Origin of the sequence: Pinisolibacter sp. (genome assembly GCF_036782435.1) — a bacterium.
Taxonomy (GTDB): Bacteria; Pseudomonadota; Alphaproteobacteria; order Rhizobiales; family Ancalomicrobiaceae; genus CALBKH01.
Genome location: NZ_DAIPZB010000006.1, coordinates 69201 through 84684, shown reverse-complemented (window position 1 = coordinate 84684; position 15484 = coordinate 69201). Strand labels below are relative to the sequence as shown.

The 15484-nt window shown below is 68.7% G+C and carries 13 protein-coding genes; 9 read left to right on the top strand and 4 right to left on the bottom strand.

Annotated elements, in window-relative coordinates; all coding sequences use genetic code 11:
• Nucleotides 1-178 precede the first annotated feature (178 nt).
• Nucleotides 179-1468 (bottom strand): 4-aminobutyrate--2-oxoglutarate transaminase, encoded by a 1290-nt coding sequence (gabT, locus tag V7Q42_RS04050; RefSeq protein ID WP_333822614.1) that lies wholly within the window; start codon nucleotides 1466-1468, stop codon nucleotides 179-181.
• A gap of 164 nt (nucleotides 1469-1632) precedes the next feature.
• Here gabT and V7Q42_RS04045 point away from each other — a divergent pair, with 164 nt between their 5' ends.
• A complete protein-coding gene (locus V7Q42_RS04045) occupies nucleotides 1633-2607 on the top strand; it encodes a LysR substrate-binding domain-containing protein (protein ID WP_333822613.1) in 975 nt (324 codons plus the stop codon).
• Between the two features lie 136 nt (nucleotides 2608-2743).
• Here V7Q42_RS04045 and V7Q42_RS04040 read toward each other — a convergent pair whose 3' ends face one another.
• Both V7Q42_RS04040 and V7Q42_RS04035 read right to left on the bottom strand, forming a co-directional pair.
• The gene (locus tag V7Q42_RS04040) at nucleotides 2744-4522 is read right to left on the bottom strand and encodes an acyl-CoA dehydrogenase (protein ID WP_333822611.1); all 1779 of its coding nucleotides are present in this window, start codon (nucleotides 4520-4522) and stop codon (nucleotides 2744-2746) included.
• A gap of 114 nt (nucleotides 4523-4636) precedes the next feature.
• A complete protein-coding gene (locus tag V7Q42_RS04035; protein ID WP_333822610.1) occupies nucleotides 4637-6268 on the bottom strand; it encodes an acyl-CoA synthetase in 1632 nt (543 codons plus the stop codon).
• A 608-nt stretch (nucleotides 6269-6876) separates the two neighbouring features.
• Here V7Q42_RS04035 and V7Q42_RS04030 point away from each other — a divergent pair.
• Nucleotides 6877-7293: a group II truncated hemoglobin gene (locus V7Q42_RS04030; protein ID WP_442958162.1), complete on the top strand. Its 417-nt coding sequence runs from the start codon at nucleotides 6877-6879 to the stop codon at nucleotides 7291-7293.
• Nucleotides 7294-7393: 100 nt separating this feature from the next.
• Nucleotides 7394-7804 carry a group II truncated hemoglobin gene (locus V7Q42_RS04025; protein ID WP_333822608.1) on the top strand — a complete coding sequence of 137 codons (411 nt, stop codon included), beginning with the start codon at nucleotides 7394-7396 and terminating at the stop codon, nucleotides 7802-7804.
• Between the two features lie 129 nt (nucleotides 7805-7933).
• Here the strand turns inward: V7Q42_RS04025 and ccoG are convergent, their stop codons facing one another.
• Nucleotides 7934-9352, bottom strand: coding sequence for a cytochrome c oxidase accessory protein CcoG (ccoG, locus tag V7Q42_RS04020; protein ID WP_333822654.1), 1419 nt, complete (start codon nucleotides 9350-9352; stop codon nucleotides 7934-7936).
• A 459-nt stretch (nucleotides 9353-9811) separates the two neighbouring features.
• Here ccoG and V7Q42_RS04015 point away from each other — a divergent pair, with 459 nt between their 5' ends.
• From V7Q42_RS04015 to V7Q42_RS03990, 6 genes are all read left to right on the top strand, one after another.
• A complete protein-coding gene (locus V7Q42_RS04015; RefSeq protein WP_333822607.1) occupies nucleotides 9812-10822 on the top strand; it encodes an NAD-dependent epimerase/dehydratase family protein in 1011 nt (336 codons plus the stop codon).
• Nucleotides 10823-10998: 176 nt separating this feature from the next.
• Nucleotides 10999-12309 carry a UDP-glucose dehydrogenase family protein gene (locus V7Q42_RS04010; RefSeq protein WP_333822606.1) on the top strand — a complete coding sequence of 437 codons (1311 nt, stop codon included), beginning with the start codon at nucleotides 10999-11001 and terminating at the stop codon, nucleotides 12307-12309.
• Between the two features lie 101 nt (nucleotides 12310-12410).
• Nucleotides 12411-12965 (top strand): DUF2478 domain-containing protein, encoded by a 555-nt coding sequence (locus V7Q42_RS04005; protein WP_333822604.1) that lies wholly within the window; start codon nucleotides 12411-12413, stop codon nucleotides 12963-12965.
• A gap of 148 nt (nucleotides 12966-13113) precedes the next feature.
• Nucleotides 13114-13821 carry an ABC transporter permease gene (locus tag V7Q42_RS04000; protein WP_442958161.1) on the top strand — a complete coding sequence of 236 codons (708 nt, stop codon included), beginning with the start codon at nucleotides 13114-13116 and terminating at the stop codon, nucleotides 13819-13821.
• A gap of 5 nt (nucleotides 13822-13826) precedes the next feature.
• The gene (locus tag V7Q42_RS03995) at nucleotides 13827-14552 is read left to right on the top strand and encodes an ATP-binding cassette domain-containing protein (RefSeq protein WP_333822603.1); all 726 of its coding nucleotides are present in this window, start codon (nucleotides 13827-13829) and stop codon (nucleotides 14550-14552) included.
• Between the two features lie 85 nt (nucleotides 14553-14637).
• Nucleotides 14638-15441 carry a substrate-binding domain-containing protein gene (locus V7Q42_RS03990; RefSeq protein WP_333822651.1) on the top strand — a complete coding sequence of 268 codons (804 nt, stop codon included), beginning with the start codon at nucleotides 14638-14640 and terminating at the stop codon, nucleotides 15439-15441.
• Nucleotides 15442-15484: the final 43 nt, after the last annotated feature.

Here is a 15484-nt window from a genome sequence, read left to right as displayed (position 1 = left end):
GAATTTCCAGTCCGCCGGCGCGTTCGCCGGTGGAGAATTCGCCCGGACGGTGTCGAGTTGTCGTTGCGGCAGGTTCTCTTGGCCCCCGAACCGGGAAACGAGGTGCGAGCGAGACGGCAGGGACCGCCACGAGTGCCACTCCGCCCCCGACCGTCACGCCTCGATTCGCCGAACCCTCTCAGCCCCTGGCCGCGTCGACCAGCGCCGCCTCCAGGATGTCCATCCCCTCGTCGAGGACGGCATCCGACACGGTGAGGGGCACGAGAATGCGCACGACGTTGGCGAAGACGCCGCAGGAGAGCAGGATCAGGCCGCCGGAAAGCGCCTGCGTGGTGACGCGCTTGGTCGCCTCCGCATCGCCCTCGTAGGCGCCGCGCGACTTGACGATGTCGAAGCCGATCATCGCGCCGTTGCCGCGGATGCCGGTGATCGGCACGACGTCGTTGCGCGCCGCGATCTTCTCGAGCCGGCCCTTGATCCGCGCGCCGATGGCGTTCGAACGCTCGAGGAGCTTCTCCTCGTCGATCGCTTCGAGCACCGCCAGCGCCGCCGCGCAGGCGATCGGCGAGCCGCCGTAGGTGCCGCCGAGGCCGCCGGGTTCCGGCGCGTCCATGATCGCGGCGCGACCGAGCACGCCGGAGAGCGGGAAGCCGCCGGCGAGCGACTTGGCCATGGTGATCAGATCCGGCTCGACGCCGGTGTGTTCGACGGCGAAGAGTTTGCCGGTGCGGCCGAAGCCGGTCTGCACCTCGTCGGCGATCAGGACGATGCCGTGATCGTCGCAGATGCGGCGCAGTGCCCGCCACAGCTCGACCGGCGTCTCGTAGAAGCCGCCTTCGCCTTGCACCGGCTCGATGACGATCGCCGCCACCCTTTCCGGCTCGACGTCGGCGCGGAACAGGAAGCCGAGCGCATCGAGCGACTGTTGCACCGAGACGCCGTGCAGCGCGTTGGGGAAGGGCACGTGGAACACCTCGGCCGGCATCGGGCCGAACTTCTTCTTGTAGGGCGCCACCTTGCCGGTCATCGCCATGGTCAGCATGGTGCGGCCGTGGAAGGCGCCGGTGAAGGTGATCACCGCCGAACGCCCGGTGTGGGCACGAGCGATCTTCACCGCGTTCTCCAGCGCCTCGCCGCCGGTGGTGAAGAAGATGGTCTTGGCCTCACCCGAGAACGGTGCGCGGGCGTTGAGCTTCTCGGCCAGTTCGACATAGGGCTCGTAGGCGGTCACCTGGAAGGCGGTGTGGGTGAAGCGCGCCATCTGCGCCTCCACCGCCGCCATGACCTTCGGGTGGCGATGGCCGGTGTTGAGCACGGCGATGCCGCCGGCGAAGTCGACGTAGCGCTTGCCCTCGACGTCCCACAGCTCGGCGTTCTCCGCCCGGTCGGCGAAAATGGGGAAAGCGGTGCCGACGCCGCGCGGAACGGCGGCGGTGCGGCGGGCGAGGAGCGAGGCGTTGTCGGTCATGGTCGATCCGTGATCTGCGGCGTCGGGATCCCCCCATGGTGCGCGCGTCGGCGCGCCGCCGGGAGACGCTTTTTTCGCGCCGCCGTGGTGCTATCATGGCACCACTCGACAGCGGTCCGCGGTTCCGGTCGGCGCGTCGCGATCACCCCGGAGTGTCGCCCTCCATGGCGAAGCGTTCGACCCCGCCGCCGCCACACGATCCCGCCGACAACGGCGCGGAGCGCGGGCGCATGCCGCCGCTGACGATGGTGCGCGCCTTCGAGGCGGTGGGGCGGACGGCGTCGATGCGCCGCGCGGCAGTGGATCTCGGCGTCTGCCACACCGTGGTGTCCCGCCACGTGCGCAATCTCGAGGGCTGGCTCGGCGCCAGGCTGGTCGAGAGCGGACCGCGCGGCGTGGTGCTCACCGACGAGGGCCGCGCTTTCCATCGCGCCGCCGCCGCCGCCTTCGACCTCATCGCCGAGGCGACCCGGGAATTGAAGCCGGCACGGACGCGCGGGCTCCTCAGGGTGTGGTGCGTGCCGGGGCTGGCGGCGCGCTGGCTGGCACCGCGGTTGGCCGATCTCCAAGCGGCGTTGCCGGAGGTCGAGATCGTCCTCAAGGCGACGACCGAACGCCCCGACTTCGCCCATCACGAGGCCGACGCCGAGATCCGCTACGCCGCCGGCCCCGACGCCGCCGGCCGTTCCGTGCTGCTCGAACGGTCGCGCCTGTTCCCGGTCGCGTCCCCTGCCTGGGTGTCGACGCACGAGCCGATCGTCCGCCTCGCCGACCTCGAACACCAGCGGCTCATCCACGAGGAGAGCCGCGACCAGTGGCGGCGTTGGTTCGAGGCGACCGGACACCGTCCGCGCGGCGATCTCGCCGGCCCGCGGCTGTGGTACGCCTCCTCGGCCCTCGACGCGGCGGTGGCGGGGCAGGGGGTGGCGCTGGCGACCCGGCTCCAGGCCGCCGACGACATCGTCGCCGGACGGCTGGTCGAATTGCTCGAGACCGAGGTCGATCTCGGCGGCTATTGGTTCGTCGCCCCCGAGGCGCGGTGGAACGATCCGCTGCTCGCGCGCTTCCGCACCTGGCTCGCCCGGTCGGTCGCCGAGACGCGCGGCGGCGAGACGAACCGCCCCGCCGCGCCCGTCTGATACTGGGCTGATGAGATTCGGACTCGTCCGAATCTCATCAGCGTTGCGGCCTGACCGGCCGACGCCCACTCGGGCTCGCCTTCGCCGCCGAAGTTTCGAAAAGGTCGAAACATCGTCGGCTCGGTATGATCACCGATCAGAGCATCGCGTCGTCGAAGGCGAGGACCGCGGCGCTCGAGCCGCGGATCGCCTCGAAGCGCGCCGCCACCTGCGGCAGGTACTGAGCGGCGAAGATGTCGGCGATGGCGATGCGCGCCTTGCGGAACTCGGCATCCGGGCCGGCGCCCTTGGCCGCGGCGACGGCACCGCGGGTGAGCATCCAGCCGCCGGTGAGGAGCCCCATCAGATGGAGGAAGGGGACGGAGGCGGCGAAGGGCAGACGCGCCTCCTCGTTCGCCGCCTCGCCGAGCCAGTCGAGTGCCTCGCGCGCCGTCGCGAGCGCCGCGCCGAGGGCGGCGCCGGCCTTGGCCACTTCGGCGAGGCGCGACGCCGCGTTCACCGTGGCGTCGATCTCGGTGAAGAGTTCGCGCACCCCGAGGCCGGCTTCACGCAGCACCGACCGGCCGACCAGCGCGTTCGACTGGATCGCCGTGGTGCCCTCGTAGATCGGGGTGATACGGGCGTCGCGGAAATGCTGGGCGGCGCCCGTCTCCTCGATGTAGCCCATGCCGCCGTGGATCTGGACGCCGTCGGAGGTGACCTCGCAGCCGGTCTCGGTCGACCAGCCCTTGGCGATCGGCGTCAGCACGTCGACCTTGCGCTTGGCGGCGGCGCGCACCGCGGCGTCCGGGTGGGCGTGGGAGACGTCGCCGGCGGCGGCGGTCTCGTAGATGATGCCGCGCATCGCCTCGATGCGGGCCCGCATCGACACCAGCAGTCGCTTGACGTCCGGGTGGGCGACGATCGGCGGCGTGGCCGGATCGCGCCAGCCGACCGGCTTGCCCTGGATGCGCTCGGCAGCATAGGCGCGGGCCTGCTGATAGGCGCGCTCGGCGATCGACAGGCCCTGCAGTCCGACGTTGAGCCGGGCGTGGTTCATCATCGCGAACATGTACTCGAGGCCGCGGCCGGGCTCGCCGACGATCTCGCCGAGCGCGCCGCCCTTCTCGCCGAAGACCAGGACGGCGGTCGGCGAACCGTGGATGCCGAGCTTGTGCTCGATCGAGGCGCAGACGACGTCGTTGCGCTCGCCGATCGAGCCGTCGGCGTTCACCAGGAACTTCGGCACGATGAACAGCGAGATGCCCTTTACCCCCGGAGGGGCGTCGGGGAGGCGAGCCAGCACCAGATGGACGATGTTCTCGCTCATCTCGTGTTCGCCGTAGGTGATGAAGATCTTGCTTCCCGAAATGCGGAACTTGCCGCCCTCCGGCACGGCGCGCGAGCGCACCGCCGCGAGGTCGGAACCGGCCTGCGGCTCGGTGAGGTTCATCGTGCCGGCCCAGGAGCCCGGAACCATCTTCGGCAGATAGGTCGCCTTCTGGGCGTCGGAACCGTAGATCGAGATGGCGTTGACCGCGCCTTGGGTGAGAAGCGGGCAGAGCGAGAAGGCCATGTTGGCCGACTGCCACATCTCCAAGACGCCCATGTTGAGGAGGTTGGGCAGGCCCATGCCGCCGTAGTCGGCCGGGTAGGGCAGGCCGTTCCAGCCGCCCTCGACGAGCGCGTCCCACGCCTCCTTCCAGCCGTCGGGAAGCGAGACACGGCCGGCGTCCCATTTGGCGCCGATGGTGTCGCCGGCGCGGTTGAGCGGCGCCAGCACGTCGCCGGCGATCTTCGCCGCTTCGTCGAGGATCGAGGCGGCGAGATCGGGCGTCGCCTCCTCGAAGCCGGGAAGCCAGGCGATGGCGGGCAGTCCCACCACGTCCTGGAGCACGAAAGTGATGTCGGAAAGAGGGGCGGTATAGCCGGTCATGGCCGTCTCCGGGTCTTCTTGGGCGATCCGCGCATCGGCGCGAAGCAGGAATGTGGCGGTGGACCACGCGAGGTGGTCGAGGTGCGGCCGGCGACGAGCGCCGGCCCCGGGGCATCAGAGATCCTTGGCCGCGCCGCGCAGCATGAACTTCTGGATCTTGCCGGTCGAGGTCTTGGGCAGCGGTCCGAAGACGATGGTCTTGGGCAGCTTGTAACCCGCCAGATGCAGGCGGCAGAAGGCGATGATGTCGGCTTCCGTCGCGGTCGCGCCATCCTTGAGCAGGATGAAGGCGCAAGGCGTCTCTCCCCATTTCTCGTCCGGGCGGGCGACGACCGCCGCCTCCATCACCTCCGGGTGCTTGTAGAGCACATCCTCGACCTCGATCGAGGAGATGTTCTCGCCGCCCGAGATGATGATGTCCTTGGAGCGGTCCTTGATCTCGACGTAACCGTCCGGGTGCATCACGGCGAGGTCGCCGGTGTGGAACCAGCCGCCGGCGAAGGCCTCCGCCGTCGCCTTCGGGTTCTTGAGATAGCCCGACATGACGTTGTTGCCGCGCATGAAGATCTCGCCGATGGACCGGCCGTTCGGCTCCACCGGCTCGAGGGTGATCGGGTCGGCCACCATGACGCCTTCGAGCATCGGTCCGCGCACGCCCTGGCGCGCCTTGATCCGCGCGCGCTCGTCGAGCGGCAGGTCGCTCCATTCGTCCTTCCAGACGTTGAGCATGGTCGGGCCGTAGACCTCGGTCAGTCCGTAGACGTGGGTGACCTCCCAGCCCATGCCCTCCATGCCGGCGATGACGGCGGCCGGTGGCGCGGCGCCGGCGACCATCGCCTTGACCTTGTGGGAGACCTTCTCCTTCAGGGCCGCGGGAGCATTGTTGAGCATGTTGAGGACGATCGGCGCGCCGCAGAAATGAGTGACGTGCTCGCCGGCGATCGCCTCGTAGACCTTGTCGGCGCGCACGTGCCGCAGGCACACCGAGGTGCCGCCGACCACCGCCATGGTCCAGGGGAAACACCAGCCGTTGCAGTGGAACATCGGCAGGGTCCACAGATAGACCGCATCACCGCCGAGATTCCACGAGAGCGCATTGGAGACGGCGTTCAGATAGGCGCCGCGATGGTGATAGACGACGCCCTTCGGATTGCCGGTGGTGCCCGAGGTGTAGTTGAGGGCGAGAGCCTGCCATTCGTCCTTCGGGAAGGTCCACGGATGGTCCGGATCGCCCGCGGCGATGAAGGCCTCGTAGGTCGTCTCGCCGATGAGTTCGCCGCCGTCGAAACTCGGATCGTCGATGTCGACGACCGGGATCGGCGACGCCAGCAGGGCGAGCGCGGCCTTGGCGACCTTCGAGAATTCGCGATCGACGAACAGGATCTTCGCCTCGCCGTGACCGAGGATGAAGGCGATCGCCTCCGGGTCGAGCCGCGTGTTGATGGCGTTGAGCACGCCCCCCATCAGCGGCACGCCGAAATGCGCCTCGAAGAGCTCGGGCGTGTTGGCGGCGAGGAAGGCGATGGTCACGCCCTTTCCATACCCCTTCCGGGTCAGCGCCGAAGCGAGGCGGCGGCTGCGCGACGCGGTCTCCGCCCAGGTCCGGCGGATGTCGCCGTGGACGACCGCGACGCGATCCGGCCAGACCGCCGCCGAGCGCTCCAGGTAGGTGAGGGGGGTGAGGGCGACGAAGTTGGCGTCGTTCCGGTCGAGATCGATCTCGTAAGGGGAGGCGGAGCCGGTCACGGGCGGGTCCTCGTGCAGGGTGGCGCACGCCGATTCGGCGGCGCGATGTTCCGGAAACGGGGCCGCGAACCGCTCGGGGGCGACGACCGAAGGGCGTCGAATGTCGCAGAGCTTCCGCGATTGGTCGAGAGCGGTTCTCGCCCCCTGCCGATCCGCATTTCGGACGAGGTACCGCGGTCGCGGACGGCGCGGCGGATCGTCGCGCGGCTATCCGGGGTGGGGACAAAAATGACGGAACTCCAAGGATTCTCGGCCTCGTTTCGCAGCCGGGAAGCCGGCGGCGCGCCGTCGCTCGAGCCGCAGTCCCGCAAACATTTATGGACGATCTATGTTTCGTCTTGTAAATTAGAAAAATCGGATGTGTGAAACGGCACTCGTGGATCGGACAACGCCTCAGGAGCTCCCAAGCGATGACGACGGTTCCCGATCCTCGACTCCCCCCCCTCGCCGTGGATGATGTCCGATCCCGGTCGTACCCTCTGTCGCCTCTGCGGGACTTCGCCGACGACGTGGAGCCCCCCGCTCCCTCCGACGCGTCCGCGGAGGCGACCCTTTCCGGGTCCGATACGGACGACGGCGAGATCGAGGCCGGCGAAGGCCGTCCGCGTCTGCGTCGCCCCTCGCAGCTCAATGCGCGATCCACCAGCGGCCGTAGTCTCTACGAGCGGATCGGCCGCACCGTCGGCGTGCGCCGGCTGGTCCGTCGCTTCTTCGATCTGATGGACACGCTCCCCGAAGCGGCGCCATGCCGCGCGGTGTTCCCCGCCGATCTCGAGGACAGCCGTCAGAAGTTCTTCGAGTTCATGAACGGCTGGCTCGGTGGGCCGAAGCTCTATCTGAAGCGCCGCGGCGCACCGAAACTGCGCCGGCGGCATTTCCTGGTGAACATCGGTTCGGCCCAGCGCGACGCCTGGCTGCTGTGCTTCCGTCGTGCGGCGGAGGAGACGATCCCCGACCGCGCCGCCCTCGACATGCTGATGCCGCAGGTCGAGAGCATCGCCTATTATCTGCAGAACCGCGACTGATCCGCCGACCCGACCGAACCCGGCCGCGGTGCCTCCGCGCGCGGCGTTGTCGATTTCGATGCCGTTGGCGCCGGTCTTCCCGAGAACGAGGACGATACCCATGACCGATCGACCGAACGGCGAGACACCGCCGCCCGGCCCGACCCTCTACGACCGTATCGGCGGCGAAGACGGCGTGCGCCGCCTGACCCGCCGCTTCTACGCGGTGATGGACGAAGCGCCGGAGGCGGCCGCCTGCCGCGCCATCCATCCGCCGAGCCTCGAGGAATCGGAGCAGAAACTCTTCGAGTTCCTCTCCGGTTGGCTCGGTGGACCGCAGCTCTTCGTCGAGCGCCGCGGCCCGCCGATGCTGCGCCGCCGTCACATGGTCGCGCCGATCGGTCGCGAGGAGACCGAGGGCTGGCTCCTCTGCTTCCGTGGGGCGCTCGAAACCGTCGAAGACGCCGGGCTCCGCGGCCAGATCCTGCCGCAGATCGAGTTGGTCGCCCACAACATGCAGAACCGGGCCTGAGGCGGATCCACCTCCTGGACCGGACGCTCGGGGCGCCGGTGTCGCTCTCCACCACCTCCCGAACGTGAGAAGGCCGCCGCACCCTGGGGTACGGCGGCCTTCTCGTTTTCCCGGATCGGCGATCCCGCCTCACGGCGCCTTGAAGAAGTCCTTGGCGGTCGCCGTCTTCTTGTCGGCGATGTCGGTGATGCGGAACGAGATGTCGCTCGACTTCGGCAGGCCGTCGCCGGGGGCGGTGACGGTGACGCGCAGCTCGCGGGTGCGGTCGGCGCCGATGTCGATCACAGGGTTGCCGTCCGTCTCACGATCGATGCCGACCGCATCGATGCGCGTGCCCTCGGGCATGCCTTCGACCGACAGCATGATGTCGCGCGCACGGCCCGCCCGGTTGAGCAGGCGCACGGTGTAGCCGTTGCGCACCGAGCCGTCGGAGTTGACGACGTACTGCGGATTGCGGTCGTGCAGGACGTTGACGCTCTCGAAGGTGCGGTTGGCGAAGGTGTAGACCATGATACCGGCGACCAGGAAGATGATCGCGCCGTAGAGCATGGTGCGGGGACGGATGAGCTTGAAGACCGGCGCCAGACCCTCGCGGCGGCGGTCGAAGTTGATCGGCGTGTCGTAGCCGACCAGCCGCGTCTCGCGACCGAGCTTGGTCATGATCGAGTCGCAGGCGTCGATGCACAGGCCGCACTGGATGCAGGAGAGCTGCGAACCCATGCGGATGTCGGTGCCGGTCGGGCAGACGGCGACGCACTGATAGCAGTCGACGCAGTCACCGACGTCGGCGCCGGCCGCCTTGAGCTTCTTGCCTTCCTTCACCGAGGCGCGCGGCTCGCCGCGGTCGAGACGGTAGGTGACGTTGAGGGCGTATTCGTCGGTCAGCGCCGCCTGGATGCGCGGCCACGGGCAGGCGTAGATGCAGACCTGCTCGCGCATGTACCCGGCGAAGAAGTAGGTGGTGAAGGTGAGGATGCCGATCCACATGTAGGTGGAGAAGGCGGCCTTGCCGGTGAACACCTCGACGATCGTCGTCGGCGCATCGGCGAAATAGAGCACGGCCGCGCCACCGGTGCCGGCGGCGATCAGCAGCCAGGCGATCCACTTCATCACCTTCTTGCGGATCTTCTCGAAGTTGAGCGGGCCTTCGTCGAGACGGATGCGGTCACGACGATCGCCTTCGATCAGACGCTCGACACCGAGGAAGAGGTCGGTCCAGATCGTCTGCCAGCACAGGTAGCCGCACCACACGCGACCGGCCAGCGCCGTCATCAGGAACAGCGACAGGGCCGAGAGGATCAGGATGCCGGTGAGATAGTAGACCTCCTGCGGCCAGATCTCGATGAAGAAGAAGTAGAGACGCCGCCCGGGCATGTCGACGAGCACCGCCTGGTTCGGCATGTCCGGACCGCGGTCCCAGCGCAGGAACGGCACGAGATAGTAGAGGCCGAGCCAGACCGCCAGGATCGCCCACTTGATGCGGCGATAGGTGCCGCTCACCGCCGCCGGATAGACCTTGATGTGCTCCTGATAGAAGCTCTCCTCCATCGCGTCCGCGGGGTGAGCGGGCTTCTCGAAGGCCTTCACTGCCTTTGACATCGTGGACTTCTCCGGACGGTACGGGTGGCGCTTTCGGCGGCCGATGCGCAGGAACACTGCGCGGCTCGGCGGACCTCGGCTTTGCGCCAGATCAAAAGATCGACGGAATATGCAAGTTATCTGATATCAAGTCGAGGTCGGTAATCTTCCTTATCGCCAGAAGTGGCATTCCTGCATCGAAAAGCAGCGGGAAACGCGGCCCGACCGCGGGCCGTCGCCGTTCGGTCATCGCGACGAAGAGAAATATCAGCGGTCACGGCACCACTCGTCGAGCCGATTCGCCATAGCCGAACCGGCTGCGCCGGGATGTCGGGGTGCTTGCTGCTCTCGACACGAGAGGATAGGCAGAAGCGCGTTCGCGGGGCGGGCCCGATGTTCCGCCGATCTCGGACGCGGCGAGGAGACGTCATGCGTTGGTTCATCACCGGAACCGCCGGTTTCATCGGCTTCCATCTGGCGCGCCGGCTCCTCGCCGAGGGTCACACGGTGATCGGCTACGACGCCATGACCGACTACTACGACCCGGCGCTGAAGGCGGCGCGTCACGCGGTTCTCGCCCGCACCAACGCCTTCACCGCGACGGTCGCCTGGCTCGAGGATCACGAACGGCTGCGGCGCGCCATGGAGGACGCCGCCCCGGACGTCATCGTCCATCTCGCCGGCCAAGCCGGGGTGCGCCATTCGATCGACAACCCGCGCGCCTATGTCGACGCCAATCTCGTCGGCTCGTTCAACGTCATCGACATCGCCAAGGATCTCGCCCCGCGCCACCTGCTGCTCGCCTCGACCTCGTCGGTCTACGGCGGCAACGAGGTGATGCCCTTCCGTGAGGTCGACCGCACCGATTGGCCGGTGTCGCTCTACGCCGCGACCAAGAAGGCGATGGAGGCGATGAGTCACTCGCACGCCCATCTTTTCGGCGTGCCGACCACCTGCTTCCGCTTCTTCACCGTCTACGGCCCCTGGGGTCGGCCGGACATGGCGCTGTTCAAGTTCGTCGCCGCGGCGCTCGAGGGCCGCGCCATCGAGATCTACGGCAACGGCGAGATGCGGCGCGACTTCACCTATGTCGACGATCTGGTCGAGGGCATCGTGCGGCTCGCCGAAGCGGTCCCGGCGGTCGGGGCGCCGACGGCCGGCGAGGGGATCGCCGACACGCTGTCGCCGGTGGCGCCGTGGCGGGTGGTCAACATCGCCGGCGGTTCGCCGGTCGACCTGATGGACTTCGTCGCGGCGATCGAGACGGCGCTCGGTCGGCCGGTCGCGCGGACGATGTTGCCGATGCAGCCCGGCGACGTGCGCGCCACCTGGGCCGATCATCGCCTGCTCGAGGCCCTGACCGGATACCGCCCGGCGACATCGGTCGCCGAGGGCGTCACCGCCTTCGTCGAGTGGTATCGCACCTATCACGGCGTCTGATCCGCGCGGCGCGCATCCCGGCCGTCGGCCCGACGACTTGCGCCGGATCGGGCGGCTCGGCAAAAGAAGCGTTCGAACGCGGAATACCGCCGGCGAATCGTCGTGAGAGGTTCGCAGTTCCGTGCTCGGTATGGCCCATGGTCACGACCGACACGGACGGATCGAAGGATGAGTGCATGAAGATCGTGATGATCGGCTCCGGTTACGTCGGTCTGGTTTCGGGCGTCTGCCTCGCCGATTTCGGTCACTCGGTCACCTGCGTCGACAAGGACGAGAGCAAGATCGAGGCGTTGCGGCAGGGGCGGATCCCGATCTACGAGCCGGGGCTCGAGGATCTGGTCGCCTCCAACGTCCGCGACGGCCGGCTGACCTTCGCCACCGGCGTCGCCGGTCCGGTCGGCGAGGCCGATGCGGTGTTCATCGCCGTCGGCACGCCGTCGCGGCGCGGCGACGGCCATGCCGATCTCTCCTATGTCCACGCCGCGGCGCGCGAGATCGCACCGGCGCTGACCGGCTTCACGGTCGTCGTCACCAAGTCGACGGTTCCCGTCGGCACCGGCGACGACGTCGAGCGCATCATCCGCGAGACCGCGCCGCAGGCCGACGTCGCGGTCGTCTCCAATCCCGAGTTCCTGCGCGAAGGCGCGGCGATCTCCGACTTCAAGCGGCCCGACCGCATCGTCGTCGGGCTCGAGGACGAACGCGCCCGCGACGTGATGACCGACGTCTATCGCCCGCTCTATCTCAACGCCGCGCCGCTGCTCTTCACCGGCCGGCGCACCGCCGAGCTGATCAAATACGCCGCCAACGCCTTCCTGGCGATGAAGATCACCTTCATCAACGAGATCGCCGATCTCTGCGAGAAGGTGGGCGCCGACGTCCAGCAGGTGGCGCGCGGCATCGGCGCGGACAACCGCATCGGCTCCAAGTTCCTGCATGCCGGCCCGGGCTACGGCGGCTCGTGCTTCCCCAAGGACACGCTGGCGCTGGTGAAGACCGCCCAGGATCACGATTCGCCGATGCGGCTGATCGAGACGACGGTGTCGATCAACGACACCCGCAAACGGGCGATGGCGCGCAAGATCGTCCAGGCGGCGGGCGGTGACGTCCGCGGCAAGACGATCGCCGTGCTCGGTCTCACCTTCAAGCCCAACACCGACGACATGCGCGACGCGCCGGCGCTCTCCATCATCCAGGCGCTGCAGGATGCCGGCGCGTCGATCCGCGCCTACGACCCGGAAGGTATGGATCAGGCGCGGCCGCTGGTCCGCGACGTCGCCTTCTGCACCTCGCCCTACGAGGCGGCCGAAGGGGCGAGCGCCGTGGCGATCGTCACCGAATGGGACCAGTTCCGCGCCCTCGATTTCGATCGCCTCGGCGAGGTCGTCGCCGATCGCGTGCTCGTCGACCTGCGCAACATCTATCGCCCGGACGAGATTTCCCGCCACGGATTCCGCCACCTCGGCATCGGTCGCGGCAACGGCTGACGGTCGGACCGCGGCCCGACACCGCGACGACGCCGGGCTCGACCGGATCGGCCCGGACGGTTAGGCTCGCGCGACCAACCACGAGCGAGGCGATCGACACCATGGCCGAGGAGCCGACCGGCGACACCCACCGCCTGGCAGGCGTCGTCTATTCCGGCGATACCGAGATCGAACTGCTCCTGGCCGACCTGCGCGAGAGGCTCACAGCGCGTGGCTCGCTGCGCCTCGGTGGGGTGGTCCCGCGCTACGGCGGCCTCATGGCCAACGGTCGGCGCGAGATGCTGCTCGACGATCTGCGCGGCGGCGCGGCGATCTCGATCTCTCAGGAACTCGGCGCCGGCGCCGAGAGCTGCATCCTCGACGTCGACGGATTGGCGCGCGCCAGTCTGGTGATCCTGGCGGCGGTGGAGGAGGGGGTCGACCTCGTCCTCGCCGGTAAGTTCGCCAAACAGGAGGCGGCCGGCCACGGCGTGCGCGACGAAATCGGCGCCGCCATGGTCGCCGACATCCCGACCCTGGTGGTTCTGCGCGAAAACCAGCTCGGCCGGTGGCGGGAGTTCGTCGGCGACGACTGGGCACGCCTTCCCCCCGATGTCGACGCGATCCTCGCCTGGGTCGACCGCGCGACCGCCGCCGCGTCGAACCGCCCCGACTGACCCCCGGGGAAACGGAGGCGAAACGAGCCTCTGGCCATCGCCCTCGAAAGCGCTATGATCACCCGGACGCGACGCATCACTGCGCCGCACGACGGTGATGGCCGCTCCTCGAAAAGCGGCGGGTGAAACTCCGGGAGGATGCGACGACGTGGCGACGGATTTCGCCTCCGCCCTGGCGGCCGCTTTCGGACTGATCGTCGGCCTCGATCCGGCCTTTCTCGGCGTCGTCGCGCTCAGTCTCCAGGTGACGCTCTCGGCCCTGGCGATCGCCGCGGTGATCGGCCTGCCGCTCGGCGCGCTCCTCGGCATCTCGCGCTTTCCCGGACGCACCGTGCTGGTCGTGGTGGTCAACGCGCTGATGGGCCTGCCGCCGGTGGTGGCCGGCTTGCTGATCTTCCTGCTCCTGTCGCGCTCGGGGCCGCTCGGCGCCTTCGGCCTCCTGTTCACGCCGGGTGCGATGGTGGTGGCGCAGACCGTGCTGATCCTGCCGATCGTCGTGGCGCTCACGCGTCAGGTGATCGAGGACCTGTGGAGCGAATACGGAGACCATCTGCGCTCGATCGACCTCGTCGGCGCCCGCGCCGTGCCGACGCTGCTGTGGGACGGCCGCTTCTCGCTGACGACGGCGCTCCTCGCCGGCTTCGGCCGCGCCTCGGCGGAGGTCGGTGCGGTGCTGATCGTCGGCGGCAACATCGCCGGCCACACCCGCACGATGACCACCGCGATCGCCCTCGAAACCTCCAAGGGGGATCTGCCGCTGGCGCTCGGCCTCGGCATCACCCTGGTCGGCCTGACGCTGGCGATCAACGCGGCAGCCTTCATGGCCGGGCGCATCGGCGCCCGCTTCGCCGGATGATCCCGATGCGCGAAACCACCTCCATCCTACCGTTGCGATTCGAAGGTGTCGGCTTCTCGGTCGGCGGCCAGGATCTCGTTCGTGATCTCGACCTCACCGTCGAACGCGGCCACACCACCGTGCTGCTCGGGCCGAACGGCGCGGGAAAGTCGATCCTGCTGCGTCTCGCCCATGGACTGCTCGCCCCGAGCCGCGGCCGCATCGACTGGGCGGCGGGGGAGGGGGAGACGACCGGTCGCCGCCGCCACGCCATGGTGTTCCAGAAGCCGGTGATGCTGCGCCGCTCGGCCCACGACAATCTCACCCACGCCCTCGCCGCGGCAGGCGTCGGCTGGCGGGCCCGGCGCGCCAAGACGGCCGAGACGCTCGAGCGGTTCCGCCTCGCCCATCTCGCGGGGCGGCCGGCGCGGCTGTTGTCGGGTGGCGAGCAGCAGCGCCTCGCCATCGCCCGGGCCTGGGCGCTCGACCCGGAACTGCTCTTCCTCGACGAGCCGACGTCGCAGCTCGACCCGGCGGCGACGCGGACGATCGAGGAGATGCTCACCGGCCTGACGGCGGAGGGCCGGACGCTGATGATGGCCTCCCACGATCTCGGGCAGGCGCGGCGTCTGGCGACCCGCATCGTCTTCATGAACCGCGGCCGCATCGTCGAAACGGGCCCGGCGGCGGTGTTCTTCGCGCGCCCGAGAACCGAAGAGGCCGTGCATTTCTTAGACGGCGAACTGATTTGACGTCTCGAACGAAAATCCCAGGGAGGAAGACGACATGATTCGAATCGACCGCAGAACCTTCGTGGCCGCCGCCGCGGCGCTGGTGATGGCGAGCGGGGCTGCGCTCGCGCAGACGGCAGCGCCGGCCGGCGGCCGCTCGATCACCGTCGCGTCGACCACGTCGACCCGAGATTCCGGGCTTTTCGACCATATTCTGCCGCTCTTCAGCAAGAAGACCGGCATCGAGGTCAAGGTCGTGGCACAGGGCACCGGTCAGGCGCTCGACACCGGACGGCGTGGCGACGCCGACGTTCTCTTCGTCCATGCCAAGCCGGCGGAAGAAAAGTTCGTCGCCGAAGGATTTTCCAAGGCGCGCAAGCCGGTGATGTACAACGACTTCGTCCTGATCGGTCCGAAATCGGATCCGGCCGGCATCAGAGGCACGACGGACATCGCCGCGGCGTTGCGCGCCATCCAGGCGAAACAGGCGCCGTTCGTCTCTCGCGGCGACCGGTCCGGCACCCATCAGGCCGAGTTGGCGCTGTGGAAGAAGGCGGGCGTCGACATGGCGACGGCCAAGGGCGCCTGGTACCGCGAGATCGGCCAGGGCATGGGCGCGGCGCTCAACATCTCCTCGTCGATGGGCGCCTATGTGCTCGCCGACCGCGGCACCTGGATCAGCTTCAAGAACCGCAGCGATCTCGACATCGCCGTCGAAGGCGACAAGGCGCTGTTCAACCAGTACGGCATCATGCTGGTGAACCCGGACAAGTTCGCGCACGTCAAGGCGGCGGACGGTCAGGCCTTCATCGATTGGGTGGTCGGCCCCGAAGGTCAGAAGGCGATCGCCGACTACAAGATCGGCGGACAGCAGCTGTTCTTCCCCAACGCGAACGACGCCGGGGCGTGAGCCGGCTGGCGGAGCGCGCTCGGGATGCTAGATAGGGAGGGGC